The sequence below is a fragment of the Pseudoalteromonas sp. ABV4_021 genome, from assembly GCF_056159365.1.
The window spans coordinates 1,679,609-1,706,454 of sequence record NZ_JBSWVB010000001.1 but is presented as its reverse complement, the minus strand read 5'-3'; the positions used below and the strand labels follow the sequence as shown (position 1 = coordinate 1,706,454).

21 protein-coding genes and 8 tRNA genes are annotated in these 26,846 nt (G+C 40.9%); 23 read left to right on the top strand and 6 right to left on the bottom strand.

Going from position 1 to position 26,846, the window contains the following annotated elements:
• Nucleotides 1–69: 69 nt before the first annotated feature.
• The gene (locus ACXAFE_RS08055) at nucleotides 70–2,415 is read right to left on the bottom strand and encodes a carbohydrate binding family 9 domain-containing protein (protein ID WP_475151084.1); all 2,346 of its coding nucleotides are present in this window, start codon (nucleotides 2,413–2,415) and stop codon (nucleotides 70–72) included.
• A gap of 136 nt (nucleotides 2,416–2,551) precedes the next feature.
• Nucleotides 2,552–3,709 (bottom strand): Na/Pi symporter, encoded by a 1,158-nt coding sequence (locus ACXAFE_RS08050; protein WP_475153597.1) that lies wholly within the window; start codon nucleotides 3,707–3,709, stop codon nucleotides 2,552–2,554.
• A 355-nt stretch (nucleotides 3,710–4,064) separates the two neighbouring features.
• On the opposite strand from ACXAFE_RS08050, the gene uvrY reads away from it, so the two are divergent.
• From uvrY to ihfA, 16 genes are all read left to right on the top strand, one after another.
• The gene (gene uvrY, locus ACXAFE_RS08045; RefSeq protein ID WP_010559928.1) at nucleotides 4,065–4,712 is read left to right on the top strand and encodes a UvrY/SirA/GacA family response regulator transcription factor; all 648 of its coding nucleotides are present in this window, start codon (nucleotides 4,065–4,067) and stop codon (nucleotides 4,710–4,712) included.
• 4 nt (nucleotides 4,713–4,716) lie between these two features.
• Nucleotides 4,717–6,540: an excinuclease ABC subunit UvrC gene (gene uvrC, locus ACXAFE_RS08040; RefSeq protein WP_475151079.1), complete on the top strand. Its 1,824-nt coding sequence runs from the start codon at nucleotides 4,717–4,719 to the stop codon at nucleotides 6,538–6,540.
• A 13-nt stretch (nucleotides 6,541–6,553) separates the two neighbouring features.
• Nucleotides 6,554–7,105: a CDP-diacylglycerol--glycerol-3-phosphate 3-phosphatidyltransferase gene (gene pgsA, locus ACXAFE_RS08035; protein WP_010559930.1), complete on the top strand. Its 552-nt coding sequence runs from the start codon at nucleotides 6,554–6,556 to the stop codon at nucleotides 7,103–7,105.
• Nucleotides 7,106–7,355: 250 nt separating this feature from the next.
• Nucleotides 7,356–7,431: transfer RNA gene (locus tag ACXAFE_RS08030), tRNA-Gly, on the top strand.
• Nucleotides 7,432–7,447: 16 nt separating this feature from the next.
• Nucleotides 7,448–7,521: transfer RNA gene (locus tag ACXAFE_RS08025), tRNA-Cys, on the top strand.
• 33 nt (nucleotides 7,522–7,554) lie between these two features.
• Nucleotides 7,555–7,641 (top strand) — tRNA-Leu (locus ACXAFE_RS08020).
• Nucleotides 7,642–7,663: 22 nt separating this feature from the next.
• Nucleotides 7,664–7,739 (top strand) — tRNA-Gly (locus ACXAFE_RS08015).
• Nucleotides 7,740–7,771: 32 nt separating this feature from the next.
• A tRNA-Leu gene (locus ACXAFE_RS08010) sits at nucleotides 7,772–7,858 on the top strand.
• 180 nt (nucleotides 7,859–8,038) lie between these two features.
• Nucleotides 8,039–8,114 (top strand) — tRNA-Gly (locus tag ACXAFE_RS08005).
• A gap of 101 nt (nucleotides 8,115–8,215) precedes the next feature.
• A tRNA-Cys gene (locus ACXAFE_RS08000) sits at nucleotides 8,216–8,289 on the top strand.
• 42 nt (nucleotides 8,290–8,331) lie between these two features.
• Nucleotides 8,332–8,418, top strand: a tRNA-Leu gene (locus tag ACXAFE_RS07995).
• A gap of 95 nt (nucleotides 8,419–8,513) precedes the next feature.
• The gene (locus tag ACXAFE_RS07990; RefSeq protein ID WP_475151068.1) at nucleotides 8,514–9,569 is read left to right on the top strand and encodes a DUF2066 domain-containing protein; all 1,056 of its coding nucleotides are present in this window, start codon (nucleotides 8,514–8,516) and stop codon (nucleotides 9,567–9,569) included.
• Nucleotides 9,554–10,276, top strand: coding sequence for a DnaA inactivator Hda (hda, locus tag ACXAFE_RS07985; protein WP_475151062.1), 723 nt, complete (start codon nucleotides 9,554–9,556; stop codon nucleotides 10,274–10,276). Before ACXAFE_RS07990 ends, hda begins: the two co-directional genes overlap by 16 nt.
• 392 nt (nucleotides 10,277–10,668) lie before the next feature.
• Nucleotides 10,669–11,649, top strand: coding sequence for a phenylalanine--tRNA ligase subunit alpha (gene pheS / locus ACXAFE_RS07980; RefSeq protein ID WP_475151060.1), 981 nt, complete (start codon nucleotides 10,669–10,671; stop codon nucleotides 11,647–11,649).
• A 13-nt stretch (nucleotides 11,650–11,662) separates the two neighbouring features.
• Complete coding sequence (gene pheT / locus ACXAFE_RS07975; protein WP_475151057.1) at nucleotides 11,663–14,050, top strand: phenylalanine--tRNA ligase subunit beta; 2,388 nt, start codon at nucleotides 11,663–11,665, stop codon at nucleotides 14,048–14,050.
• 3 nt (nucleotides 14,051–14,053) lie between these two features.
• A complete protein-coding gene (gene ihfA, locus ACXAFE_RS07970) occupies nucleotides 14,054–14,350 on the top strand; it encodes an integration host factor subunit alpha (RefSeq protein ID WP_010559935.1) in 297 nt (98 codons plus the stop codon).
• Between the two features lie 101 nt (nucleotides 14,351–14,451).
• Here the strand turns inward: ihfA and ACXAFE_RS07965 are convergent, their stop codons facing one another.
• Entirely contained in the window at nucleotides 14,452–15,243 is a 792-nt protein-coding gene (locus ACXAFE_RS07965) for a DUF2989 domain-containing protein (RefSeq protein WP_475151055.1), read from the bottom strand.
• 248 nt (nucleotides 15,244–15,491) lie between these two features.
• On the opposite strand from ACXAFE_RS07965, the gene ACXAFE_RS07960 reads away from it, so the two are divergent.
• The 6 genes from ACXAFE_RS07960 to ACXAFE_RS07935 all read left to right on the top strand — a co-directional run bounded on the left by ACXAFE_RS07960 (nucleotide 15,492) and on the right by ACXAFE_RS07935 (nucleotide 23,259).
• Nucleotides 15,492–16,937: a glyceraldehyde-3-phosphate dehydrogenase gene (locus ACXAFE_RS07960; protein ID WP_010559937.1), complete on the top strand. Its 1,446-nt coding sequence runs from the start codon at nucleotides 15,492–15,494 to the stop codon at nucleotides 16,935–16,937.
• A gap of 123 nt (nucleotides 16,938–17,060) precedes the next feature.
• Entirely contained in the window at nucleotides 17,061–18,188 is a 1,128-nt protein-coding gene (locus tag ACXAFE_RS07955) for a M14 family metallopeptidase (RefSeq protein WP_475151050.1), read from the top strand.
• 54 nt (nucleotides 18,189–18,242) lie between these two features.
• The gene (locus ACXAFE_RS07950) at nucleotides 18,243–19,919 is read left to right on the top strand and encodes an alanine/glycine:cation symporter family protein (RefSeq protein WP_475151048.1); all 1,677 of its coding nucleotides are present in this window, start codon (nucleotides 18,243–18,245) and stop codon (nucleotides 19,917–19,919) included.
• Nucleotides 19,920–19,969: 50 nt separating this feature from the next.
• A complete protein-coding gene (locus tag ACXAFE_RS07945; protein WP_475151045.1) occupies nucleotides 19,970–20,293 on the top strand; it encodes a hypothetical protein in 324 nt (107 codons plus the stop codon).
• A 1-nt stretch (nucleotide 20,294) separates the two neighbouring features.
• Nucleotides 20,295–20,576, top strand: a complete 282-nt coding sequence (locus ACXAFE_RS07940; protein ID WP_010559941.1) for a YeaC family protein — start codon at nucleotides 20,295–20,297, stop codon at nucleotides 20,574–20,576.
• A complete protein-coding gene (locus ACXAFE_RS07935; RefSeq protein ID WP_475151042.1) occupies nucleotides 20,566–23,259 on the top strand; it encodes a DUF349 domain-containing protein in 2,694 nt (897 codons plus the stop codon). The genes ACXAFE_RS07940 and ACXAFE_RS07935 overlap by 11 nt, the downstream gene beginning before the upstream one ends.
• Before the next feature lie 216 nt (nucleotides 23,260–23,475).
• Here the strand turns inward: ACXAFE_RS07935 and ACXAFE_RS07930 are convergent, their stop codons facing one another.
• The 3 genes from ACXAFE_RS07930 to ACXAFE_RS07920 all read right to left on the bottom strand — a co-directional run bounded on the left by ACXAFE_RS07930 (nucleotide 23,476) and on the right by ACXAFE_RS07920 (nucleotide 25,682).
• Complete coding sequence (locus ACXAFE_RS07930) at nucleotides 23,476–23,937, bottom strand: hypothetical protein (RefSeq protein WP_475151040.1); 462 nt, start codon at nucleotides 23,935–23,937, stop codon at nucleotides 23,476–23,478.
• Nucleotides 23,938–23,998: 61 nt separating this feature from the next.
• A complete protein-coding gene (locus ACXAFE_RS07925) occupies nucleotides 23,999–25,465 on the bottom strand; it encodes a DUF3413 domain-containing protein (RefSeq protein WP_475151038.1) in 1,467 nt (488 codons plus the stop codon).
• A 4-nt stretch (nucleotides 25,466–25,469) separates the two neighbouring features.
• A complete protein-coding gene (locus ACXAFE_RS07920) occupies nucleotides 25,470–25,682 on the bottom strand; it encodes a YejL family protein (protein WP_010559945.1) in 213 nt (70 codons plus the stop codon).
• A gap of 62 nt (nucleotides 25,683–25,744) precedes the next feature.
• On the opposite strand from ACXAFE_RS07920, the gene yejK reads away from it, so the two are divergent.
• Nucleotides 25,745–26,755, top strand: coding sequence for a nucleoid-associated protein YejK (gene yejK, locus ACXAFE_RS07915; RefSeq protein WP_475151035.1), 1,011 nt, complete (start codon nucleotides 25,745–25,747; stop codon nucleotides 26,753–26,755).
• The last annotated feature ends 91 nt before the right edge of the window (nucleotides 26,756–26,846 follow it).

Sequence of the window (26,846 nt, the reverse complement as noted above, 5' to 3'; positions counted from 1 at the left end):
ATTAGACGCTAAAAAACGAAATATCAGAAATAAAAAGGGAAGCCTTAGCTTCCCATAAACGTCTGTAATTTATAACATCCAAGCGTATGACATTTTCATAAATACTGAACGGTCAGTCTTTTCTATTTTTGATAAGTCATCATCTTGATAACCGTTATCGGAATATCCAGCAAAAAACACCGTTTGCGGATTCACTTTATAAGAGTAGAGCAGTTGAGTTGAAAACCCTTTATAGTGCGCCGTTACATCATCGATATAATTATTTGGGTTGCGCTCAATATCGCGATAAATTACGGCTAATCGTACAAAACTTCGGTTGTTAAACTGATAACTTAATCGCGCATCCGTTAAGTTTGCAGTGAATAGGTCAGCACCGTCCACGTCCATCGCTTCATATGTATGACGCAAGCGCAATTCTATATGGCGGTTTAAGTTCATATTTAGTACTGGGCGAATACGGGTTTTATCGCCTAAACGATTGTTTGCTAAGTCGATATGATTACCTGTATTAGCGTAAAGTGAGGCAAACATGCCTGAGATTGGTTTAAATTCTAAATACACCCCAACGAGGTTTTCGTTAAACAGCGTGGTGTTACCATCTATATCTAAGCGCGCTTTATTATGGCGAAGACCAACGCGGTCGCGCTGGAGCAATTCAATTTTACCGTAACTTTGCAGTGGCCCGTTAAATGATAGATCTGCTTGGACTTCTTTTTCTAGCAGTTCGCCATTGGCGTTATGGCTAATATCCCAGTCACTGTAGAACTCTATACGATTATACCAATTAACACCTTGCTCACCGTACCAACGATAACGACCACCGCTAACAAACTTATTGAAATCAACTTGGTTCATAAAACCTAAATCGCCGCGGAAATCTTCACCGAGGTTGTCATAGCGTGCAAATAGACTCCAATGCTTTTCGTTGTGCTCATAACTAAGCTTATAGGCAATATCATCAATTGCTTGCTCAGCACTGACACGTAAATATTGTTCGCTTATTTCACAATCTTGCTCATTTTCACATTGAATGCGCGCTTGTTGCTTGCACGTCGAAAGGTTATCGGCGTCGCAAATGCTGTCTCTAAATTCATCGGAATACTTTGTTCGTGACATCGCAAGTTGTGCGATAAAGGTATCGTTTTCAGTTAAACGGTATTTGCTATCAAGTGACGAGACATAGTTGTAGTAGTCATCAGCGCTTCGTGCAGTTGTCGTTGCGGCTATCGAGAAGTCATTAGTAAAGTCATAGCGATAACGCGCCGCAACATTGTTACTTTTACTTTCTAACGAGACAATAGTCGAGCCTAAGTTACCGGGAATAATCACATTGCTTTGGTTATCGTTAGCGATAAAGCTACCAAAGGTATGCGAGCCAACGCTTCCCGTTAGTTTTACCCCGGCGTCAGGCTCTGCCACATTACGGGTATAAATGAGATTCCAAGGTGTTGAAAAGTAGTCGGTATTCTCTAAGAAAAAGGCACGTTTTTCTGGAAAAAACAAAGTGAAACTGTTGTTGATACCGAGCTGTGCAACATCGGCTTCTACTTGTGAAAAATCAGGATTAATGGTTGCGGTAAGCGTCACTTCTGGAGTGATCCCCCATTTTAGGTCTAATCCCGGCTCTAAGGTGTTATCTGCTTGCCAATCTTCAATGGGAGCAACACTGACATCGCGGCTTTCACTGCGGCCAGCAACAATGGTTGGCACTAGCGTTAGGTTATTGCCTTGTTCAGCTTGTTCAAAACCTGACACGGTTTGCATTTGACAAACCCAACAGCTGTTCGCGTGGTCGATTTTTATTGATGAAATACGCAACCGTTCATTTCGTGGTAAAAAGCGAACAAATTCCATCGCCATTTTTTTGCTGTTGTTGCCCTGCTCGAAATTTAATATGCGAAACGGAATTGAAATCTCAACAACATAACCCGTTTCTGTTAATTGCCCCGAGCTGTGCCAAATACCATCCCACGCATCGCTTTCTTGGCCTGTTAACACGTTTTCAATGGAGTCCATTTGCACGCCAAGCGGATTAATAAAAAACTGATACGCCAGCTTTTCGTTATTGTATGAGTCAATTTTCAAACCCACTAAGTCATCGCTCCAGTTTTTATCACGGTCGCGATAAAACGCACGAATCGCATTTGGGTTTGAATCACTTACCACATAAGCGACATTGAGTGATTCACCATCTTCATAAACAAGTGCGTAGGCTTGCTCCTTGGCTGCCTTATTTTCATAGGGCCAAGTGATATTGTTGATTTCGATGCGTTTTGCTTGCTGCCACACACTTTCATTTATATTGCCATCAATGACGACTGAATCTGATAAAAATGGTATTTCAAGTGTGGTGTCGGTTTTTGCTATTGCAGAGGTAGAGAGTAGAGCAGCACACAGTGCTAGCGTGTATTTCATTTTAATTGCACGAGTTTTTATAGTTTCGCAGTATTTTAGAGTGTTGCGGTTTTTCGAGCAATTTAGATAAGGTTAAGCAACAAAAAATAACGATAAAGTAACCACTTTATCGTTATTTTTACAAGGTAGTTAGTTTTTAGCGCGCCACTAACATCATTACTCCAGGCACAACGAAAAAGGCACCTAGCACATAACCTAACGCTAAAGACTTATTATTTGAGCCTACTTCAGCCAGCTTACTTGCAGCACGAAGCGGTAATTCACGTAGGAATGGTGTGCCGTAAATAAGCGCAACAGCAAATACGTTAAACATTACATGAACTAAGGCGATTGTTAATGCTACTTCTGCAGCTGCGCCTGTAATTGATGTTGCAGCAAGTAGCGCAGTAATGGTGGTACCAATGTTTGCACCTAGCGTAAATGGGTAAATTTGTTTTGTAGAAAACACACCACTACCCGCAAGCGGGATCATTAAACTTGTTGTTGTTGACGATGATTGCACCATAACCGTAACCACAGCACCCGATGTAATACCCGCAACAGGGCCTTTACCAATTGCGCGGTGTAGCATTTCTTTTGCTGTACCAACAAGTGCTTTTTGCAATAGTTTACCAAGTGTTGTTACTGCAAATAGAATGAGTGCGATACCCACAATTACCATAGCAATACCAAGAGTTTTGCCATCGAAAAATGCAAGACCATCTTTAACGACGCCTACCGCAGGCTTAACAAGTGGTTTGATAAAGTTATAGCTTTTAAGTGATAGATCAGCGTCGCCCACAAATAAATGCGCGAGGCTTTGAGATAGTTTTTGTAAAATGCCGAACGCTAATTCAAGCGGTAAGAAAATCGCTACAGCAATTAAGTTAAAGAAATCATGTACTGTTGACGCTTCAAATGCGCGTTTAAATTCTTCTTTTGAACGAATATGACCAATTGATACTAAGGTGTTTGTAATAGTTGTACCAATGTTTGCACCCATAATCATTGGAATTGCAATATTAATTGGTAATCCGCCAGCTACTAAGCCAACAATAACAGAGGTAACGGTTGAAGATGATTGTACTAACGCAGTTGCGAGTGCACCAAGCAATAATGCAACAAATGGATTAGTTGCGAATGCAAAAATTTCTTTTGCGCCTTCACTGCCACCTGAAGCTAGTTTAAAACCGCCACTTACGGTACTAACGGCAACTAAAACCAAATAAACTAAAAATGCGATAGCAGCCCAGTTTAAAAACTTGGCCGTAACACTTTGTTGGCCGTTTATTGGATTTGACGTATTTTGACTCATTTCATTTCTCTTGTTTTCGACGACCTTGTTGGTCGTGTTATGTGACATTTACATGTCATTTTTGTGACGACGCGGATTAAAACAAAGAAATATGAAAGAAATATTACAGTGAGTGTAATATTTCAAAGTTAACAACAATCGATGTGTTGTTATCGTCATTAAATTGCTGTTAGAACGTTAAAAATTCGTAATGTAATAGATTGTAAATGATGAAGTTTTTATAAATCGGTGAGTTAGTGAACAATCGGTCAAAATAGCCATAGAAATCCAATTTAAGTTGTTCGACTTTGATAACTAATGTGCTATGGTTAGGCCTCTTAAATCTGTCTTACATTGATAACCGTGAGGTAACTCCTTGATTAACGTATTGTTAGTTGATGACCATGAACTCGTTCGCACAGGTATAAAGCGTATACTTGATGACGTACGTGGCTTTAAAGTGGTTGGTGAAGCGAAAACTGGCGAAGAGGCGGTTCAGTTTTGCCGTCAAAATAACCCAGATATCGTACTCATGGATATGAATATGCCAGGTATTGGTGGTTTAGAAGCAACTAAAAAGATCTGTCGATTCTGCCCCGATGTAAAAGTCATTGTATTGACCATGCAATGTGAAGATCCGTTCCCGAGCAAAGTAATGCAAATTGGCGCACACGGTTACCTAACCAAAAGTGCAGGTCCTGAAGAAGTGGTTAATGCGATTCGCGCTGTGAAAACAGGGCAACGTTATATTGCGCCAGAAATTGCGCAGCAGATCGCACTAGCGCAGTTTAGCGGACGCAATGATGAAAACCCGTTTGCAAGCTTATCAGACCGCGAATTACAGATTATGTTGATGATCACTAAAGGTGAGAAAGTGCAAACTATTGCTGATCAGCTTAATTTAAGCTCTAAAACGGTCAATTCATACCGTTACCGTATGTTTGAAAAGCTTAATGTGGGCGGCGATGTTGAATTAACACACCTTGCTATTCGCCATAAAATGATTGAGATTGACGCCGAATAATACGATGTCGGCGTTTAACGCAAAAGCCTTTCTAAAAACCGTATCAAATGAACCCGGCGTTTATCGAATGTTAGACGCCAAAGGGCAAGTTATATACGTTGGTAAAGCAAAAAATTTAAAAAAGCGCCTTGCAAGCTATTTTCGCGATAACATTCCCGAAAACAAAACCCGTGCGTTAGTGGCGAATATTTGTGGTGTTGAAGTTACACTGACGAATACCGAAACTGAAGCGCTACTGCTTGAAAATAATTTAATAAAAAAATACATGCCGCGTTACAACATCTTGTTGCGCGACGACAAATCCTATCCTTATATTTTAGTAACTAACCATATTCATCCGCGTTTAGCTTTTCACCGTGGCGCTAGAAAAATTAAAGGCGAGTATTTTGGTCCTTATCCTAGTGCCGGAGCCGTGTCTGAAAGTTTGCGCTTAATGCAAAAGATATTTCCAGTGCGTCAATGTGAAGATGCGTACTACCGCGCACGCAGTCGCCCGTGTTTACAATATCAGTTAAAGCGTTGTTCAGCGCCATGCGTAGGTAAAATTTCCGATACGGATTACCAACAAGAAGTCGATATGGTGAAAAAGTTTCTGGCGGGACGCTCGTCAGAAGTAATCGCAACATTGGTTGAAAAAATGGAAGCGGCGAGTATGTTGCTCGAATTTGAAAAGGCAGCGCAATTGCGCGACCAAATTTTATTGCTGCGTAAAATGCAAGAGCAACAAGCAGTATCAGGCAATGTTGCAGAGCTCGATGTAATTGGTTTCTCGGCTAAAAATGGCTTGGTGGCGGTACATGTATTGATGATCCGCGACCATAAGATTTTGGGTTCCAAAACATATTTTCCAAAAACGCCAAAAGACAGTAGCAATGAAGAAGTCTTAGAATCGTTTTGTGCACAATATTATGTGCAATTATCCAATACCGGACGAATTCCAAAACAACTAGTTGTACCGTTTGCATTTGCTGGCAGGGATACGTTAGCAGAAGGGTTATCGGCAATTTGCAGTAAAAAAATTGCATTTGTATTAGCGCTGCGTGGTGAAAAGGCTGACTATTTGGCACTTGCTAATAAAAATGCAGCAAATGCCTTAGAAGTAAAACAAAGTGCTAAAGACTCCATTGCTAAACGGTATGCTCAATTAAAAGAAGCGTTAAGTTTAGAAGCCATTAATCGTATGGAGTGCTTTGATATTAGTCATACCATGGGCGAAAACACAGTTGCGTCGTGTGTGGTATTTGACGACCAAGGTCCAGCCAACAAAGAGTACCGCCGTTTTAATGTTGAAGGCATTACACCGGGTGATGATTATGCTGCCATGGCATTTGCACTTAGAAAGCGTTACAACAAACTGACTGACGAAAGTAAAATTCCCGACATTATTTTTATTGATGGTGGTAAAGGGCAGTTATCGCAAGCTGAACATTATTTTGCTGATTGGCCGCACAATAAATTACCGCTATTAATAGGTGTTGCCAAAGGTACATCACGAAAACCTGGGCTAGAGACGCTATTAATTGATGGCGGCAGGCGCACAGTTAATTTATCGTCAGATGCGCCAGCGTTACATTTAATTCAACATATTCGTGACGAGAGTCACCGTTTTGCAATTGCAGGGCACCGTAATAAACGTCAAAAGCAGCGCAATACATCTGTGCTTGAAGAAATTTCAGGGGTTGGCGCGAAAAAACGTCAAGCCGTATTAAAATATTTAGGTGGCATTCAAGGGGTAAAAAGCGCTACTATTTCTGAATTGGAGCGAGTGCCGGGCATTAGTCGTAGCATCGCAGAACGAATCTATCATCATCTAAATGATGACAAATAAATAAAATACCAATATGTGGAACATTCCAAATACACTTACAGCTTTTCGCCTGATATTAATTCCGATTTTTATTGTTTTCTTTTTTATTCCAGCTAAGTGGTCTTTTTTCTGGGCTGCGTTTATTTTTTGGCTTGCCTCAGTCACCGATATGTTAGATGGCTATTTAGCAAGGAAACTTGAACAATCAACGCCATTTGGTGCGTTCCTTGACCCTGTTGCTGACAAAGTAATGGTCTCAGTTGCACTTATTGCATTAACCCAACATTACCAATCGCTCTATATTACGATCCCGACCATTATTATTATTGGTCGAGAAATTATCGTATCGGCATTGCGTGAATGGATGGCGGAAGTGGGTGAGCGCGCCAATGTCGCTGTATCGCAATTAGGTAAAATTAAAACCGCAGCACAAATGTTGGCGATTATTGGTTTGATTTGGCAATACGATAGCCAAATGATCACCTTATCATTTGTATTATTTTATATTGCGACTATCTTAACCTTTATTTCGATGGTGCAATATTTGGTTGCTGGCTGGGGCGCGTTGTCTCAATCAAACAATTAAATTGGTGTTTGTGCATTGAAATAAGTGCATAAACGAGTGTTTTTAAATCATTTTAGATAAAAAATAATCAAACAACTTATTTCCGACATTTTTATGTTGACGCGTTTAATAATCTATGTAGAATGCGTCGGTGTTGAGAGGGGAGTGGTTAACTAACTGCCCAATTGGAAGTGCGAGTAAAGTTAAGCTGCTCGAAGCAAGGATGCGACAAGGTCGCGTTAGTGCTAAGTTAAAAAACGGTTTATGGAACGCGAGTATAGCTCAGCTGGTAGAGCGCGACCTTGCCAAGGTCGAGGTCACGAGTTCGAACCTCGTTACTCGCTCCAACTTCTTAAAGAAGTCGGCGGAATGGCAGAGTGGCCATGCAGCGGATTGCAAATCCGTCTACCTCGGTTCGACTCCGGGTTCCGCCTCCATTTTCAACACTCCACATGCGAAAGCAGCCCGATGCCCGGGTGGTGGAATTGGTAGACACAAGGGATTTAAAATCCCTCGTCAGTAATGACGTGCCGGTTCAAGTCCGGCCCCGGGCACCATTGATTTTAGAATCAATTTGATGCGAGTATAGCTCAGCTGGTAGAGCGCGACCTTGCCAAGGTCGAGGTCACGAGTTCGAACCTCGTTACTCGCTCCAAATTGGTTTTTGCTGCAACGTAGAAACCCGATGCCCGGGTGGTGGAATTGGTAGACACAAGGGATTTAAAATCCCTCGCTAGTAATAGCGTGCCGGTTCAAGTCCGGCCCCGGGCACCACTTATTGAGTTAAGCCTCACAAAAAGCCATTGGCAGCGAGTATAGTGCAACTGCTCGAAGTAACGTTTGGTTACTAAGCTAAAAAACGGTTGAAATGGAATGCGAGTATAGTTCAGCTGCTCGAGGTGATAACGCGACAAGGTCGCTTTAATGCCAAGTTAAAAAACGGCTTATTGGAATGCGAGTATAGCTCAGCTGGTAGAGCGCGACCTTGCCAAGGTCGAGGTCACGAGTTCGAACCTCGTTACTCGCTCCAATTTTTAGGAAAAATAATTAATAACTTGGTATCACCAAGGAAAAACTTCTAACTTTAAGAGTTCGAACCAATTATTTATCCAGCTTCATTATGAAGGCATTGGCGGAATGGCAGAGTGGCCATGCAGCGGATTGCAAATCCGTCTACCTCGGTTCGACTCCGGGTTCCGCCTCCATTATCGAAAGATAATACTCTCCACATGCGAAAGCAGCCCGATGCCCGGGTGGTGGAATTGGTAGACACAAGGGATTTAAAATCCCTCGTCAGTAATGACGTGCCGGTTCAAGTCCGGCCCCGGGCACCACTTTATATCAAATTTAATTCCTTATAATTCTAAGCATATTTTTAGCTAAATTTACTTTGCTTTGCATCATCTGATGTTTTAGGATCAGACCCACGATGGAATACAAGTTTAACACTTTGAAAAACGCACTGATTTTTACTTTATTACTGGTTTTCAGTAAGGCTATTCTAGCCGTTGAAGTGACCGATCTTTATCAATATAAAGCGGTAGTTGATGATAAATCTCAAGCACAACAACGCCGAGCAAACCGTGTTGGTTTTATTGGTGTGCTTGAAAAAGTATCCGGTCGCAGTATTGATAAATCACACCCAGCAATTGGTGATGCGTTTAAAAACCTGTCTCGCTTTGTACTCAAATACGAGTATGAAGAGTCTTTATACCAAACGTATTTAAAAATTCGTTATCAGCCGCAATTAATCGACGGCGTACTTAATGAAATGGAAATCCCGATTTGGGGTAACCGCAGACCGCTGACGTTAATTTGGCTTGCAATTGAAGAAGACGTGCAACGTTCCTTAGTCACCAAAGAAGACTACCCACAAATTTTTCACTTGCTCGATACCAATAGTAACAATGCAGGTTTACCAATTGTTATGCCGTTACTTGATCTTGAAGATCGCATGAATTTAACGGTTACAGATGTGTGGGCTAACTTTCCGCAGCAAATTTTAAATGCCTCGCGTCGTTACGAACCTGAAGTAATTGTGTCGGCAAGGCTGTATCAACGCGAGAATGTATGGCACCTGGATTGGCAGTTTACCAACCAAGGTACATTCCAATTACACCAGCTTAAGGGTGACAAACTCACGATTATCGGAGAGCTTGTTAGTAGTATTTCAACGCAAATTGCCAAGCAGTATGCATCACTTAGTGAAACTGAAGTTGCGAGCAGTGTGTCAGTACGCTTTTTTGGTGTAAAAGGTATTAAACAGCTTGAGGCGTTAAAAACTCGTTTACGTACACTCACCCAAGTTGATGAATTAGATATAAATTTCCGTCAAGGGGAACGTGTGGATTTAGTGTTATATCTTAATGCACACGTAGATAGCTTGAAAAAAGCGTTACAATTGGATTCACAATTTGAGATTATTTTTGATCCATTTAGTCATCAAAGTACACAACAACTTGAGTATCAATGGCTAAGCCAGTAATGGGTGAATATCAACAAATGGCGTTGCCGGTAACATTGCCGGACGACGAAACATTTATGAGCTTCTTTGGCGGTGAAAATTCCCATGTGGTTAAACAACTTGAAGTGGGATTAACACAACTTCAAACAATGCCATTTAATTATGTGTACTTGTGTGGTTTTTCCGACTCAGGTAAATCACACTTGCTGTATGCAACGTGTATTCGCGCACAAGAGCTCGGCTTATCGTGTTTTTTGTTATCCTGTAAAGATCTCGCTTGGCTTGACCCACACGTACTTGACGACTTAGAAAAGCTCGATGTAATTTGCATAGATGATATTCAGCAAGTAGCGGGCGACCCACTGTGGGAAAAAGCGCTATTTAATTTTTTCAATCGCTTCAATAGTGAAGGAAAAATGTTAGTAGTCGCAGGGGATTTACTGCCTAATATGCTTAATATTGCATTGCCAGATCTCGAATCGCGACTCAACTGGGGCACCACTTTTCAAATCCGCTCGATGAGTGATGATGATAAAGCCGAAGCGTTAGTAAAACGTGCGAAAATGCGTGGCCTAACACTCACCGAAGAAGCAACGCGTTTCTTATTGTCGCGCGTTAGTCGTGATATGCGTGCGTTACTGGATATTTTAGATAAGCTTGATCATGCTTCAATCGTTGAACAGCGCAAGCTTACCATTCCGTTTATTAAGTCTATTTTGGATCTTTAAAGCATGAGCACGTTTTAGAAAATCGTGCTCATGACTATTTTATTTGTTACACAGGTATCGATGCTAGCGAAACGCAGCAAAGACTGTGTTGAAAATCAAAATATAAACCCGCTATCTATCGATTCGTCGCCTTAGTTCTAAATTGTTTTTTATCGCAATATACGACCACTAAATTAGTGCAATCGAAATAAGCCTAAAAAAACCACATAAATTTAACAATAACGTGCCTTTTTAACCATTATCGCTCTAGTAAAAACAATTGTTTTTCGGGTATCATAATGGGCTAATTTTTATTAAAAAATGTTACGTTAATCGATAGTTAAACGTTACGAGAAATCAAGCCAACTCAATGTAATATTGAGTTGATTGGCAAAAACGAGTGAAAAGCCCTTATGAATTTAGAAGCAATCTTGGCTGAAGCCCTTGAAGCTGTTGAGAAAGCCAGTGAAATCGCTCATTTAGAAGATGTGCGCGTAAATTACTTAGGTAAAAAAGGCGAAATTACTAGCCTATTGAAAAGCCTAGGTAAAATGGACCCAGAAGAACGTAAAAATGCAGGTCAGGTAATTAACCAGGCAAAGCAGCAAGTTCAAGAAAAAATCAATGCGAAGCGTGAAGCGCTACAAGAAAAAGCATTAGCAGAGAAGCTAGCAAAAGAAACTATTGATGTGACGCTACCGGGTCGTACTCAACCGACTGCGGGTCTGCATCCTGTAACACGAACTATCGAACGAATTGAAAGCTTTTTTGGTGAGCTAGGTTTTGCTGTTAAATCTGGTCCGGAAGTGGAAGACGATTTCCATAACTTTGACGCGTTGAATATTCCTGAGCATCACCCAGCACGTGCTGATCACGATACCTTCTATTTTAATCCTAAGCTGGTGTTGCGTACGCAAACAAGTGGTGTACAAATTCGTACAATGGAAGCGGAACAACCACCACTGCGTATCATTTCACCGGGTCGTGTATACCGTAATGATTACGACCAAACGCATACGCCAATGTTCCATCAGGTAGAAGGCTTGATGGTTGATAAAAACGTAAGCTTCACAGAGCTTAAAGGGATTTTGCACGATTTCTTACGTAACTTTTTTGAAGAAGATATGGAAATCCGTTTCCGTCCTTCGTACTTCCCATTCACTGAGCCATCAGCAGAAGTGGACGTGAAAGGTAAAAACGGTAAATGGTTAGAAGTATTAGGCTGCGGCATGGTTCACCCAAATGTACTTCGCTCTGTTGGCATCGATCCTGATGAATACACAGGTTTCGCATTTGGTATGGGCGTTGAGCGCTTAACCATGCTGCGTTACGGCGTAAATGACTTACGTGCATTTTTCGAAAACGACTTAAAATTCCTAAACCAATTCAAGTAAGAGTGAAGTAACAATGAAATTTAGTGAAAAGTGGCTAAGAGAATGGGTAAACCCAGCAATTGATACTGATGCACTTTCTGAGCAGCTGTCGATGGCAGGCCTTGAAGTGGATGGTTTAGACGCCGTTGCCGGTGATTTTTCAGGCGTTGTTATAGGTCAAGTGGTTGAATGTGGCCAACACCCAGATGCAGACAAATTACGCGTAACTAAAGTAGATGTTGGCGAAGACGAACTACTTGATATCGTATGTGGTGCTGCTAACTGCCGCCAAGGTTTAAAAGTAGCGGTTGCTAAAGTTGGCGCGGTATTACCGGGCGATTTTAAAATCAAGAAAGCAAAATTACGCGGTCAACCTTCTCACGGCATGTTATGTGCGTTTGAAGAGTTAGGCATGGCTGAAAGCTCAGACGGCATTTTAGAATTACCTGAAGACGCAGTAATTGGCACAGATATTCGTGAATACTTCGGCTTAGATGATGTCACTATTGATGTTGATTTGACGGCAAACCGCAGTGACTGCCTTGGTATTAAAGGTCTTGCGCGCGAAGTGGGCGTATTAAACAGCATTGACGTAACTAACGTTGAAATTACGCCGGTTACACCGACAATTGATGACAAAATTGATATCGAATTAGTTAATCCTGAGTCATGTCCTCGTTATTTAGGTCGTGTAATTAAGGGCATTAACCTAAACGCTGAATCACCACTTTGGATGGTTGAGAAATTACGTCGCAGCGGTATTCGTTCAATTGATCCTGTTGTTGATGTAACAAACTACGTATTACTCGAACTTGGTCACCCAATGCACGCGTTTGACTTAAACGCAATTGAAGGTGGTATTAAAGTACGTAACGCAAATCCAGGTGAAGAGCTTGTATTACTTGACGGCAATACGGCAAAGCTAAAAGAGAACACGCTGTTAATTGCTGATGACCAAAAAGCACTTGCGATGGCTGGTATCTTCGGTGGTGAGAAATCAGGTGTTACCGAAACAACACACGATATCTTATTAGAAAGTGCTTTCTTCAGCCCGCTGGCAATTGCTGGACAAGCGCGTAGCTACGGTTTACATACGGATGCATCGCACCGTTATGAACGCGGCGTTGATTACAAACTTCAGCATGACGCAATGGAGCGTGCAACCCAACTATTACTTGATATTGTTGGCGGTGAAGCAGGCCCTGTAGTTGAAGCTGTATCACAAGCACACCTACCAAAAGCAAAATCAGTGACATTACGTCGCGCACGTTTAGACCGTGTTATCGGTTACCACATTGATGATGCTACGGTAACAAATATTCTTACCCGTCTAGGTCTTACAGTTAGCTTTGAAAATGACACATGGCAAGCTGATGTACCAAGTTACCGTTTTGATATTTCAATTGAAGAAGACTTAATTGAAGAAGTCGCACGTGTATTTGGTTACAACAATATTCCAAACGTAGCACCAACAGCGAAATTGGCGATGACAGATCACCAAGAAGCCGTGCTGCCGCTTAAGCGTTTTCGCAATGAATTAGTAAGCCGTGGTTACCAAGAGGCAATCACCTACAGTTTTGTTGACCCTAAAGTACAAAGCTTGCTACACCCAAGTGCTGATGCGCTGGTATTACCGCACCCAATTTCAATTGAAATGTCGGCAATGCGCGTAAGCTTACTACCAGGCTTGTTAGGCTCTGTGGTATATAACCAAAACCGTCAGCAATCACGTATCCGCTTATTTGAATCAGGCTTAAAGTTTGTTAAAAACGATGCCGCTGAAAATGGTGTCGAGCAAACGCAAATTATTGGTGGTGTGATTTACGGTAACACGCATAACGAACATTGGGGTATCGCATCAACACCAGTCGACTTTTTTGATGTAAAAGGCGACGTTGAAGCACTGTTAAACCTAACTGGTGATATGGCGAATATTTCGTTTGTTGCTGAGCAAAATGAAGGTTTACACCCAGGTCAATCAGCTTCGATTATAAGAAATGGTAAAAAAATTGGTTACTTAGGCTGTATTCACCCAGAAATACAGTCTAAACTAGGAATTAACAATCAAGTTTTTGCCTTTGAAATCGAGTTGTTAGGTTTAGAAAACCGTGTTTTACCTGAAGCGGTTGAGGTTTCTAAGTTCCCATCTAACCGACGCGATATTGCGATTGTTGTTAAAGATTCGGTAAATGCTGGTGATATTTTAGAGTCAATTAAAAAAGTTGGCGGAAATCAACTAGTTGACCTAAACTTATTCGACGTGTATAAGGGCAAAGGAGTTGAGACTGATCACAAGAGTTTAGCGATTGCATTAACACTGCAAAATTCTGAGCGAACCCTTGAAGAGAAAGACATCAACTCAATTGTAGACTTAGTGGTGGCCGAATTGGCTGAACAATTTAACGCATCGTTGAGGGACTAGATTATGGCGCTTACAAAAGCCGACATAGCTGAACACCTATTTGTAAAACTGGGTATTAACAAAAAAGACGCTAAAGACCTTGTCGAAAGCTTTTTTGAAGAGATTCGTACTGCACTAGAAGCAGGCGAGCAAATTAAGCTTTCTGGCTTTGGTAATTTTGATCTTAGAGATAAGAAAGAGCGTCCGGGGCGCAACCCTAAAACGGGTGAAGATATTCCAATTTCTGCACGCAGAGTTGTTACATTCCGCCCAGGTCAAAAACTGAAGACACGCGTAGAAGTTGGTACCAGTAAAGACTAACCAAGCGTATGTATGAAGCCAATTCGAAAAAGCCTGCTTAATGCAGGCTTTTTTATTTGTTTTTTATTACAAGCAATCGAATTTTACTTGATGTGAAAACCTTACCGCGGCGAGGTGAAATTACCGTCTTCAATACGCGATAGGGTATCTGCAGCTAGATTTGCGAGCTCACCTAATGATTTACCTTGATTGGTAAGTTCATATTCAAGCGGGGCTAAGTCAATATTTTGTACGCCAGCTTCTTTTGCAACTAATGCCCAAATATAAGAAAGCTTGTGCTCTTCCATTTGATAGAACATATTTGTTAGTGCCGTGTAGATTTCTGGCTTGGCTTCGTTACCAGCAGGATTTAACTCAAGCGCATGGTACAGCTTGTCTATTGCCAAATCGCTATCAAATTTAGTGTAGTAAGTTGCTAATTTGTATTGGAATTCAGACGTTTCTAACTCACGTTTTTCATCCATTGCAATCAGTGACTGAATAGCACCTTCATCACCATTTCGTGACCAGTGATAGAATAGCAGATGCGGATATTGTGAGTTTCGTGTCTCTTTCGATAAACGGTTTATTTCTTTTAGTGCAGTGAGGTGGCCATTTACGCGCGACGTGGTTTTTTCTTTTAGTTTAATGTGTTCGATGCTAGCTGCTAACTCAACACATTTCGCATAATCGTGAAATGCGCTGAGTAGTTTGTATTTAGTTGCATCATCAGGCGTTTTTGATTCTGCATAGCGACCTAAAATAACCTCGGCCCGTTCAGTATTACAATGGCTGTCTGTGTTAAGATCGGCGCAAAAATGGCTATTTTCGTCACAAATTTCACGAATACTTTTGGCATTGTCGCAGCCAACGAGAAGAGAAAGCAAACAAAGTGCAGATAGTTTTTTTAACACAATTTAATGACATAACTACAATAGGATGTTCTAAGCTTAGCGAATCCTTTGCTTAAATGTAATAGTGCATTGGTCATAATTCGCATAAATTTGTTTTCGCTCAAAGGGATTATCGGTACACGGCAAAAGTCTGATATTGAAATGGTGGAAAAAACAATGTTTTTCAATTAGAATGCACGCGTCTAAAGCACTTCTCACAATTAACGCTTTAGGCTATCCGTTCAAAATTTTACGTTTAGGTAGACAAAATGACCTCATCTCACGAGCAAGATTATCTGAATAGCTGGCAGGAACGCCAAGACTTCGCTGAAAGCATGCAACCAATTATTGGTAAGCTTTACCGTAACCGTGGCATCGAGATTGCCATCTACGGTCGTCCACTAATTAATGCAAGCACAATTGACGTTATTAAAGCACACAAAACTGTTGCACAATTTGAAGACAGCAAACTACGTCTTCGCGAAAGCTTCCCGTTTTTAGAAGCTATCGACAAAATGGAACTGACTTCAGCACGTATCGATTTAGGTAAACTAGCTTATGCTTATATCTATAAAAATGCGGGTGAAGGTCGTTCAATCGAAGAGTACCTAGCAGCAGAATTAGCTGAAATCCACAATAAAGAAGACAAAATTGAACCGCGCGACGTAGTACTTTACGGTTTTGGCCGTATCGGTCGTTTATTAGCACGTCTTCTAATCGAGAAAAGTGGTCCTCACACAGATTTACGTTTACGTGCAATTGTTGTACGTGGCGGTAAAAAAGGCGACCTTGAAAAGCGTGCAAGCTTATTACGCCGCGATTCAATTCATGGTCCTTTCAACGGTTCAATCACTGTTGATAATGAGCGTAATGCAATTAAAGCAAACGGTAGCTACATTCAAGTTATCTACGCTAACTCGCCAAGCGAAGTAGATTACACGCAATACGGCATTGAAAATGCACTTGTAGTTGATAACACAGGTATCTGGAAAGACGAAGATGGCCTTGGTCAGCATTTAGCGGCAAAAGGTGCGTCAAAAGTACTGCTTACAGCACCAGCTAAAGGCAATATCAAAAACGTTGTTTACGGCGTAAATAACAAAGATATCCTGTCTGAAGATACAATTATCTCAGCAGCAAGCTGTACAACAAATGCGATTACGCCAACGCTAAAAGCATTAAATGATAAGTTCGGTATTAAGAACGGTCACGTTGAAACAGTTCACTCGTACACGAATGACCAGAACTTAATTGATAACTATCACAGCGCTGAGCGCCGTGGCCGTGCTGCGGCACTTAACATGGTTATTACGTCAACGGGTGCTGCAAAAGCAGTATCTAAAGCATTACCTGAGCTTGAAGGTAAGCTTACAGGTAACGCTATTCGCGTACCGACACCAAATGTGTCAATGGCAATTCTTAACCTTAACCTTGAAACTGCAACATCAGTTGAAGAGTTAAACGAATTCCTACGTGAAACCGCACTTTACTCAGATTTACGTGACCAAATCGATTACACTGCATCTACTGAAATCGTATCAACTGACTTAGTGGGTAGCCGTTATGCAGGTGTTGTTGATTCACAAGCAACGATTGTTGATGGTGATCGCGTAGTACTTTACGTTTGGTACGATAACGAGTTTGGTTATAGCTGTCAGGTTGTTCGCTGTATGCAAGATATGGCTGAAGTAACACACCCAAGCTTACCTCGTTAATCTAATTTTTTATCTAAAAGCCGGCCATTGTGCCGGCTTTTTTATTCAATTACTCGCATATTGTTTCAGCCCACTCGTTATTTTGGTAGGCTTAAAGCTATTGTGCGTTAGGGAACACAGTTTATGAGAATTACAAGCCAATTCGATAGCGGTAATATTGAGGTACTTAGCCTTGAAAGCCGTGAAGATATTCAATTAAAAATTAAAAATGACAACCAGTCTGAATTTTTCCAGTGGTTTCACTTTAAATTAGAGTCACAAATTGATTTATTACATCGTTTGACGATTGTTGATTTAGATAAATCGGCGTACCCAGAAGGGTGGGTTGATTACCAAGCAGTTGCATCGTATGACCGTCAAACATGGTTCCGAGTGCCAACTAAGTTTGAAAATAACCAGTTAGTTATCGAGTTTACACCAGAGTGCGAACAAGTATATTTCGCATACTTTGCACCATACAGCTATGAGCGTCACCAAGACTTACTTTCTTGGGCGCAGTCACACGAAAGCTGTACCATCGAAACATTAGGTGAAACACTTGATGGCCGCGATATTAGCGTATTACAAATCGGCGAACCTGCTGACGATAAGAAAACAATTTGGATGATCGCCCGTCAGCACCCTGGTGAAACCATGGCAGAGTGGTTTATTGAAGGTGTGCTTCACAAACTATTGGATGATGAAGACGCACATGCCGCTGCATTATTAAATAAAACGGTTTTCTATATTGTACCAAATATGAACCCAGACGGCAGCGTACGTGGTCACCTTCGTACTAATGCGGCGGGCGTTAACCTAAACCGTGAATGGCAAACACCATCAATCGAAAAGAGCCCAGAAGTGTACTTTGTACGCGAAAAAATGTTCGCTACCGGTGTTGATATGTGTCTTGATGTGCACGGCGATGAAGCAATTCCGTTTAACTTCTTTGCGGGCAGTGAAGGCATTCCACGTTACGATGCGCGCTTAAAAGACCTGGAAGATAGCTTTAAAGCGGCGATGTTTGTAACAACACCAGAATTCCAAGATGAACATGGTTATCCAAAAGATGAACCAGGCCAAGCAAATTTAACTGTAGGTTCAAGCTGGGTTGGTCAAGAGTTTAACTGCCTTTCATACACGATTGAAATGCCATTTAAAGATAATAATGGCTTACCAGATGTTGATTACGGCTGGTCAGATCGCCGTTCGTATTCATTTGGACAAGACACACTTGCAGCAATCGTAAGTGTGGTAGATAAACTACGATAATAAAAATAGGGGGGGCGCAGCTCCCCAAAAAAATAATAACAAGAGGAACAAGTTGTGGAAGCATTTGGCAATTTTTTAGATATGCTAGATGGTATGTTAGGGAGCGCCTTTTGGTTTCCTTACGTGCTACTAGGGGTTGGTCTATTTTTTACCATTTACTTAAAATTTCCACAGGTGTTGTATTTTAAACACGCCTGGAAAATTGTAAGTGGCAAATACGATAAAAAAGAACACGAAGGTGATACGACGCATTTCCAAGCGTTAGCAACAGCGCTTTCTGGTACCGTGGGTACGGGTAACATCGGTGGTGTTGCACTGGCAATATCAATTGGTGGTCCAGCGGCGCTTTTCTGGATGTGGATGACTGCGTTTTTCGGTATGACAACCAAATTTGTTGAGGTAACGTTATCTCATAAATACCGTGTTAAAACAGAAGACGGCACTATGGCCGGTGGTCCAATGTACTACATGGACCGTCGCTTAAATATGAAATGGCTTGCGGTACTGTTTGCAATCGCAACCGTAATTAGCTCATTTGGTACCGGTTCACTGCCACAAATTAATAATATTGCCCAAGGTATGGAAGCTAGCTTTGGTCTTGAACCGATGCTAACAGGTGGTGTTTTAGCAATTTTACTAGCACTGGTTATTTTAGGTGGTATTAAACGTATTGCCGCAATTACCTCACGCGTTGTACCATTTATGGCAGCCGTTTATATTATTGGTGCGTTTGGCGTAATTTTTTATAACATAGAAAATATCGGCCCTGCGTTTGTCTCTGTATTTACTAATGCCTTTACGGGTTCTGCAGCAGCAGGCGGTTTTATTGGTGCGTCATTTGCCTATGCGTTTAACCGTGGTGTAAACCGTGGTTTATTCTCAAACGAAGCAGGTCAAGGTTCTGCGCCAATTGCCCACGCCTCAGCAAAGGCAGACGAGCCAGTATCTGAAGGTATGGTGTCAATTCTAGAACCGTTTATCGACACAATTATTATTTGTACGTTAACTGGTCTTGTAATTTTATCATCAGGCGCGTGGACAGAAAAATTTGATACACGTTTTGAACGTACCAGCATGGAGTTCATCGATGGTACATATCATGAGCGTGTTGATGCGCAGCGCAACGAACTTTACGCGTATTTAAATGGTGGCGAGTCAAGCGTTAAGCCGTTTAATGGTACGCTAAATGTTGTTGAAGGTAAGGCTGTAAATCAAAACTTTACAGTGTTACACAATCGCTCAGTGGGTGAGAAAATTCGCTTCTTACTTGATGGCGACCACTTGCATACTGGTACAGTTATTATCAAAAAAGGTAAAATTGTTGATAAAAGTATCGTTGTTAAGGGTAAATCGCTTGTACACTCAGCAGAACTAACAACGCTTGCATTCCAGCGTGGCTACTTTGGTGAAAACGGTCAATACATTGTATCGATAGGTTTATTACTATTTGCGTTCTCTACGGCAATTGCATGGTCTTACTATGGTGACCGCGCAATGACCTATTTACTGGGGTCTCGTTCAGTAATGCCTTATCGCGTATTTTATGTAGCAGCGTTTTTCTGGGCATCATTTGCAGACACCACTTTAGTGTGGAAATTGGCGGCAGTTGCCATTGTTGTAATGACCTTACCTAACTTATTCGGCATTATGTTGCTGCGTAAAGAAATGAAACAGTCAGTAGATGACTATTGGGTGAAGTTTAAAAAAGACAACAGCCAAGAAAAAGAGTAAAATAGAAGGCGCCTTAAGGCGCCTTTTTTATTAGTTTAATGGAGCAGTAAATGGCGAGGATAAGTTGTCCAGCGTGTAGCAAACCGATTTCCGATAAACATAAAGTATGTCCACATTGTGATACTGCTGTAGCAGGGCTTGATGATCATGAAAGAGCAAAGCTCGCCAGTCGTCGTTACGTTAAGCGTAAACAAGCGTTGCTTAATCAATCATTCGTTGCATTAATTATTTTCCTAGGCGGTTTTTTGTATCTTTACTCACGAGAGCCAGCTGCAGATAGCATCGAACAAATGACCACTTATGGCGCCATTGCCGTGGGTTTTATCTGGTACCTTATTAACCGTATACGCATCATTTTATTGAAAAAGTCTTAGCATGAACATTGAACACTTAGTTAACACCTTAACGCCAGAAATTTTCGAGCGCCTAGAGTACGGCGCTGCAACCGGAAAGTGGCCAGATGGCACGCCACTGTCTGATGAGCAACGAGAGCAAACCGTTCAGCTCGTGATGCTATACCAAGCAAAAGTAGCTAAAACCAATGAGCAATTCACGATTGGTGAAGATGGTCAAATGGTGCAAAAGTCAAAAGCAGAATTAAAGAAAGAATTCAGTCCTAAAAATGAGATCGCAAGGTTCGCGCAAGATGATATTTAGTAGTTTATTCACGCCGAAATGGAAAAGTAAAAAAGCATCAGATCGTTTACTAGCAATTAGTCAACTTGATGCCAATAAAGCAAAAGATAATACAATCTTAAATCAGTTAGCCAATAAAGATCACGACGACAAGGTTAAGATTGCAGCACTAAAACGCATCAATGATATTAGTTTATGGTGGCAAACATATAAACAAGAAAACAGCCAGCCAGTTATTAGTGCAGCTGAAAAAGAAATTTTCAATCAGCTTGAACAAAAAAAGCCAACTAACGATGAACTTGATTTACTGGTAAAGCGTTGTGATAAAACCCAACAATTAGAAGCGTTACTGCCACTAGTAAACGATTTTAATGTGCAAGTTTCGTTACTAAAACGTATCGGTAAAAAGCCGTTAATCACAGATTTTTTTGCTAGTGCCAGCGATTCACAACAGCTGGAGTTAGTTCCAGTTATGCAACACTATCAATTAGATAAAGCATTACTGAAACATGCTAAACCAGCACTTGCTGACCAACTAAAACAACAAGAAGAAACGCGTAAACGCGAAGCGCTTAAACCAATCGAGGTGAGTAAGGCAAGTACATTAGTATTGGCTAAGCTAAACGCATTACGCGATAAGTTTGATTTTGTAAAGTGCGATGCCGAATACAAACAACTTGAAGCCCAGTGGCAGCAGCTTGAATTAGATTACTTAGACGATAAGCAAAGTGTGGTTGCTAAATACCAAGATATTACGGCAAAAGCACAAAAGCATTTAGTCGGTTTAAAAGCCAAGTTTGACGAAGAACAAGCGGCTAAGTTAAGACAAGATAAAATTAAGTCAGTAAAGCAAACAAGCGTAAGCTTGAAAGAACGCGGTGAAAATGCGCTAGATGCGCTATTGCTCGAACCGACAGCTGATAACGTATCAGCACTTGAAGCGGTATTATCAGCAATGAATGCGCATCAAGCAGAACTAGACACGTTATCACAAAGCGATAGTGACTTTACTAAGTTCATTCAGCGTTTAAAAGCGCAATGTACTGAAATAAAAGATGTGATTGAGTCATTGCCTGCGATTGCTGAGCAAGTCAATTTAGGTAAAACATTAATTGTTGCAAGTGACTTGCAAGAGCTTGATGAAGCACAAGAAGCTAAGTCTCAGTGGTATAGCACCACGTCAGATATGCTAAAACAGTTACCAAAACCGTTATTACAAAATTATCAAAAGCAAATGCGCGAAATGGATAAGCGCTGGAAAGCCTCGCATAAAGACCTGCTGAAAGAGGTTAAATCGTTACAACAGGATGTAACGAAACAGCTTAAAGATATCAAGCGTTTAATTGATGCTGGTCGCTACAAGGTGTGTTTTGGTATTTTTAAAGGCGTACAAGAAAATATTGAAAAGCTACCTAAGTCATCGCAACAAAAGCTTGAAGCAGAATATCAGCTTGTTGATCAAGAGCTGACGAAAGTAAACGAGTGGCAACGTGAAATTAGTTTACCGAAACGCCATGAGTTAATTGAAGAAGTTAAGCAGAAAATTGCACAAAATGATGCAGATATTGCCGAGTTAAGCCAATGGATTAAGGTAGCACGTAAACGTTGGAATGAACTAGGCTACATTGCAACGGATGAAGAAAAAACGCTGGATGAAACTTTTAATCAACAGTTAGAAATCGCGTTTACGCCGTGTCGTGAGCATTATGCTGCACTTGAAGCGGCACGCGAACAAAATGTTTTGACACGTAAAAACCTGATTGTGCATTATCAAGCGTTAGCAGATAGCGTAAGTACGCTAACACTAAAAGAAGTAGAAAAGCAGCATAAGCAGCTTAAGCAAAATTGGCGCAACGCAGGCGAAGTCGATAACAAAAATTATAAACAGCTGCTTGCAGAGCTAAAACCGATTGATAGCCAAATATTTGCGTTTATTAAAGCGGCGTATGCGGTTAATGCAGATACAAAAGCGAAACTCGTAAAAGAGGCTGAAGCCTGTTTAACAGACGATAATATTGAAAACGTGATTGAGCAATTAAAGTCATTGCAACAACGTTGGAAAGACATCGGTTTTGCTGGTAAAAAGCTTGAAAACCAGCTGTGGAATGAGTTTAGAGCAGTTAATGATCGTGCGTTTTCAATACGCGACAGTGAGCGTCAAGCCAAGCGAGAGCAGCAAGACGAGAAACTTGTTTCACTACAAAGCGAGTTTACGCGCATTACACAAGACGTTGAGTTAGATAATGTAGAGTCGCTAACAAATGCAATGTCAGCGCTAGCGAATTTACGTGATGAACTGAAGCAGGCCTATTTACTGAAATCTCAGTTATCAAATGAGGTAAGCAGTACGTTGACAGAGTATGCTGCAAAGCAAGAAGTACTCAAAAACAGTAAAGATAAAGAAAGGCTAATTTCACTGTTTGAACAGCTTGAACAAGGTGTCATTCCCGCGCCTTGGCAACAAAAAGTACCTAGCGAGTTAACACGTCAGCAAATTACGATTCGTATTGAATTGTTAAACGAAATGGGTTCTCCAGAATCTGATGATGCGGTACGGCTTAGTGAACAAGTAACATTGCTTCAAGAAAAAGTAAATGGTGCGGCGCTTGACAATGAAACCTTGTTAAAGCAGTGGCTTAGTAAAGGTGAAATCGACGGTGAGTCGTTAACGCTGTTGGCACGCATTAAACCAGCGTTTGTATAATGGACTTTTGACTCTAAAAATTGAGTAAAGCCCGTTTCAAAAAGCCACATTAGTGGCTTTTTTTATTGCCATTCCGCTGTAGATAACCATCAGCAGAACGGTGTTAGTACTTAGCTATTTAGACGGATGAAATATAAATACTTAGTTTTGTTTGCTCTCGTGTATTCACATATTAGTTAAATAGTACGCAAGTTAAAAAACGTTAGAAAATGATAGTTATTTTCGACTGTTGCTGAGCTTTTTCTTTAGCCTTTTTAATTCGTCTTTTTGCAAGTCAATTAAATCTCTGTACTCTTCCTTGATTTGCTTGCGTTTGGTTTTAACCTCTCTTTTTAAGGCTGTTTTATCTTCTTTCGACATGTGCTTATCGAGCTGTGTTTTTAATTGTGCCAGCTCATTTAATCGCGCCTGTTTCAGTGCACTTATTTTATGCTCAACCCCTTTTATGTCGGATTTAATTTTCAGTACATGTTGTTTTTGGGTGTAGCGATCGATAGTGTCTTTTTTAGCGAAGGGCTTAGAGCTGGTGTTAACTGCTTTGAGCGTAAGTGTTTGTTGTTGCTGTTTTGATTCACATGGAAATTGACTAAAAGTAATGCCGTTTTGTGTTGTGCATTTATAGTAATCAAGCGCTGAACATGTGAATGGAATAAAGAGTAGGGTGGTGAGTAGTTTCATTGCTATTCCCTCATAATCTAGTGACATCCTGTCTTGTCACTAGATTATAGAAAGAGAATGGCTATTGCTCAAACTGCTTTAATTTCTTCAGGCTTTGCACTAAAAATGGCACTTCAAGGTGACTATCAATCGCGAAGCCTTGCTGTGCTGATACTGTTTCATGTTTACCGTCAGAGGTAAGCAAGGTTAGTTTATCTTTTTTATAGATAAGTAAGGTATTGCCACTAATATTCACACCTGTGTCGCTACCATTATACAGGTTGTTACCTAGCGTCGTATTTTGCACATTTTGGCAATTAAACGTGTTGGCAAGCACCGTTGTAATCACATCTTGTGGTGTGATAATGCCTGCAGGTGTAATGTGTGCAGCGGTATAAAGTGTTGATTTTGACCATGCATCTTCTTCGCTGTTTGCCAGAGAAAATGCAAAATCTACAACGCTATTTTTAATGGAGGCAAGTTCGTCTTGTGTTTTCACATAGTGAACCGTTAAGTTGGCGTTTTCATCTTCTGCTAAGCGCGGCAGATTAATAAACGATGCATTAACGCTATTGCTCCATGCTGGCAAAATCCCCTGTGCACGAATCACTTTTTGATAGTAGCTTGGCAAGCCATAAACCAGGTTAAAAAGAGATTCACGCTTATTTGCTGGCTGATAAAAATTATCTGTAGCATTAAGCTCTTTGTCGCTTAAATAATGAGTTAATAAGGCCTGGTTATCAAAAACTAATATTTCTGCAGAAGCTGAATTTGTATTACAGGTTAGCGGCTGGTTTGGCGCAACATAAGTTACTTTTTCATTGGCAAAGCTAACATTTTGCGCTTCTTTGTACTCGTCTAAATCGACAAGTTGGTAACGCGCTAATAAACTTTTCGCTGTGGTTGGGTAAGAAAGCGGCAAAACATTATCTTGTTTGGTGATATCCAGCTTCACATTCGCGTCAGCCCAAATATGAAGCAGGTGACTGGCAACAAAGGCCACAATAAATACTGGAGAGATATAACGACGAAAAGGCTTTTGTCTTAATTCTGTGAGGTGTCGCCACGTAAAATTACTGGCAACCAGCTCAAAAAATAAAATAACAAAAATAATGCCGCCCGCGATAAATAGCGAAAGGCTAGGATTAGTAGAAATTGTGTCACTAATCAAGGACACAATCTGTTCAAATACCTGCGGCGACAAATGATAGCCAAGTTGAAAATAAACATAGGCGTCTAATGCCAGAAGCGACATGGTGAAAGTTGCAATTACCGCAGCCATGCCCCGAATATGCCGCGGGTATGGAAAAATAAGACTGAGCGGAAAAATTGTCAGCACAAAGCATAAAAATGTCAAAAAGCTAATATGACCTAGCCAGTTTAACAACAAGAATACTTTGCCGCTAAACGTCATCGGCATTGGATCTGAAATTAAATAGAGGCTACTCACAATCAATGCAAATAAAATATTTGCAAAGGTGAACCAGTGGCCCCAGCTCAACAGTTTTGCCGCTTTAGACGAAAACGCTTGTTGTGATGACAAATTCATAGCGTTACTTTACTGAGTCTTTTAATGCTTGTGTAAAATTATCTATTAGGGCTTGTCGTTGTGCTGCCGGCACTTTTTCATTAATGATATGCGAAAGTGTATTGCCAAGACTCATTAGGCTTAAATCTAATGGCGCTTTGTGGGCTACAAGGGTTTTTAAAAGGTCATCAACAAGATTTTCTACTTGCTGGTCTGAATATTTTGATAAGATAGGCATCAATTAAGTTCTAATTTTATAAAATTACTCATATTTTAACATTTGAGGCGCGAAAAACAAAGATGACAGTGCAAGTAGAAAGACTCGTCGTTCACTATGTCGACAAAAAAGACGAAACAGTTGAAATTCATCTTCGCAATGATGAAATGCCAGTCAACGATAAGGTTAATGTGTTTATCGAGCAATTACACCATGCCTACAACGGTAAGCCAGGAAAAGGCTTTTGCGGCTTTAGCCCTGAGAAAAATGGCGTGGTAAGTTCGAGTATTCAAAGTTATCGCCAAGGCGAAATGCATTTTTATCATTTAACTGAAAAGGCTGCCGAGGTTTTAAAAGAAGAATTAAACAAATACGCGTTTAATGAAACAGGTTACCTTATTTTTTGCCATTACCGCTTTGTTGCCGACGATTATGTGATGATTGCATTAGTGAATGTAAAAGAGCATTACTCGATTAATCAAGAGCTTGATCTTACCTCGTCGCGTCATTTAGATATTGCAAAAATGCAGTTAGCGGCACGTATCGATCTTAACGGTATGGCAACAGCGCTTGAAGATAACCGTTATATTTCATTTATTAAAGGGCGTGCAGGGCGTAAAGTGGCCGATTTCTTCTTAGACTTCTTAGGTTGTGAAGAGGGGATTGATGCGCGTCAGCAATCGCAAGCAATGTTATCGGCGGTTGAAGACTATTTATCGGATAGACAATTTGAAAAAACCGAAAAAGATGACTTACGCAAGCAAGTTTTTGATTATTGTTCAGACTGTGTTGCTAGCGGCAGTGATGCTGACGTATCACAGTTATCAAGCACTATAAGTAAAGATGATGAAGTGAGCTTCGATAGTTTTTATAAAGAGCAAGCCTACGATTTAGAAGAATCGTTCCCAGTTGATAAAAAGACGGTAACGTCTATGGTGAAATTTTCTGGTCAAGGCAGTGGCGTAAGTGTGAGTTTCGAGCGCAAGCACTTAGGTGAACGTGTTTTATATGATAAGTACAGCGACACCTTAACCATAAAAGGAATCCCACCTAACTTGAAAGACCAATTAGAACGTTTCTTTGAAGAAAACTAACGTGAATAAGTTTTAACTTGATCTGCCAGATTTGATTTACAGAGCTGAATCAAATCTGGCAGTGAATAGCCGATTTGTGCCAAACTCGGCC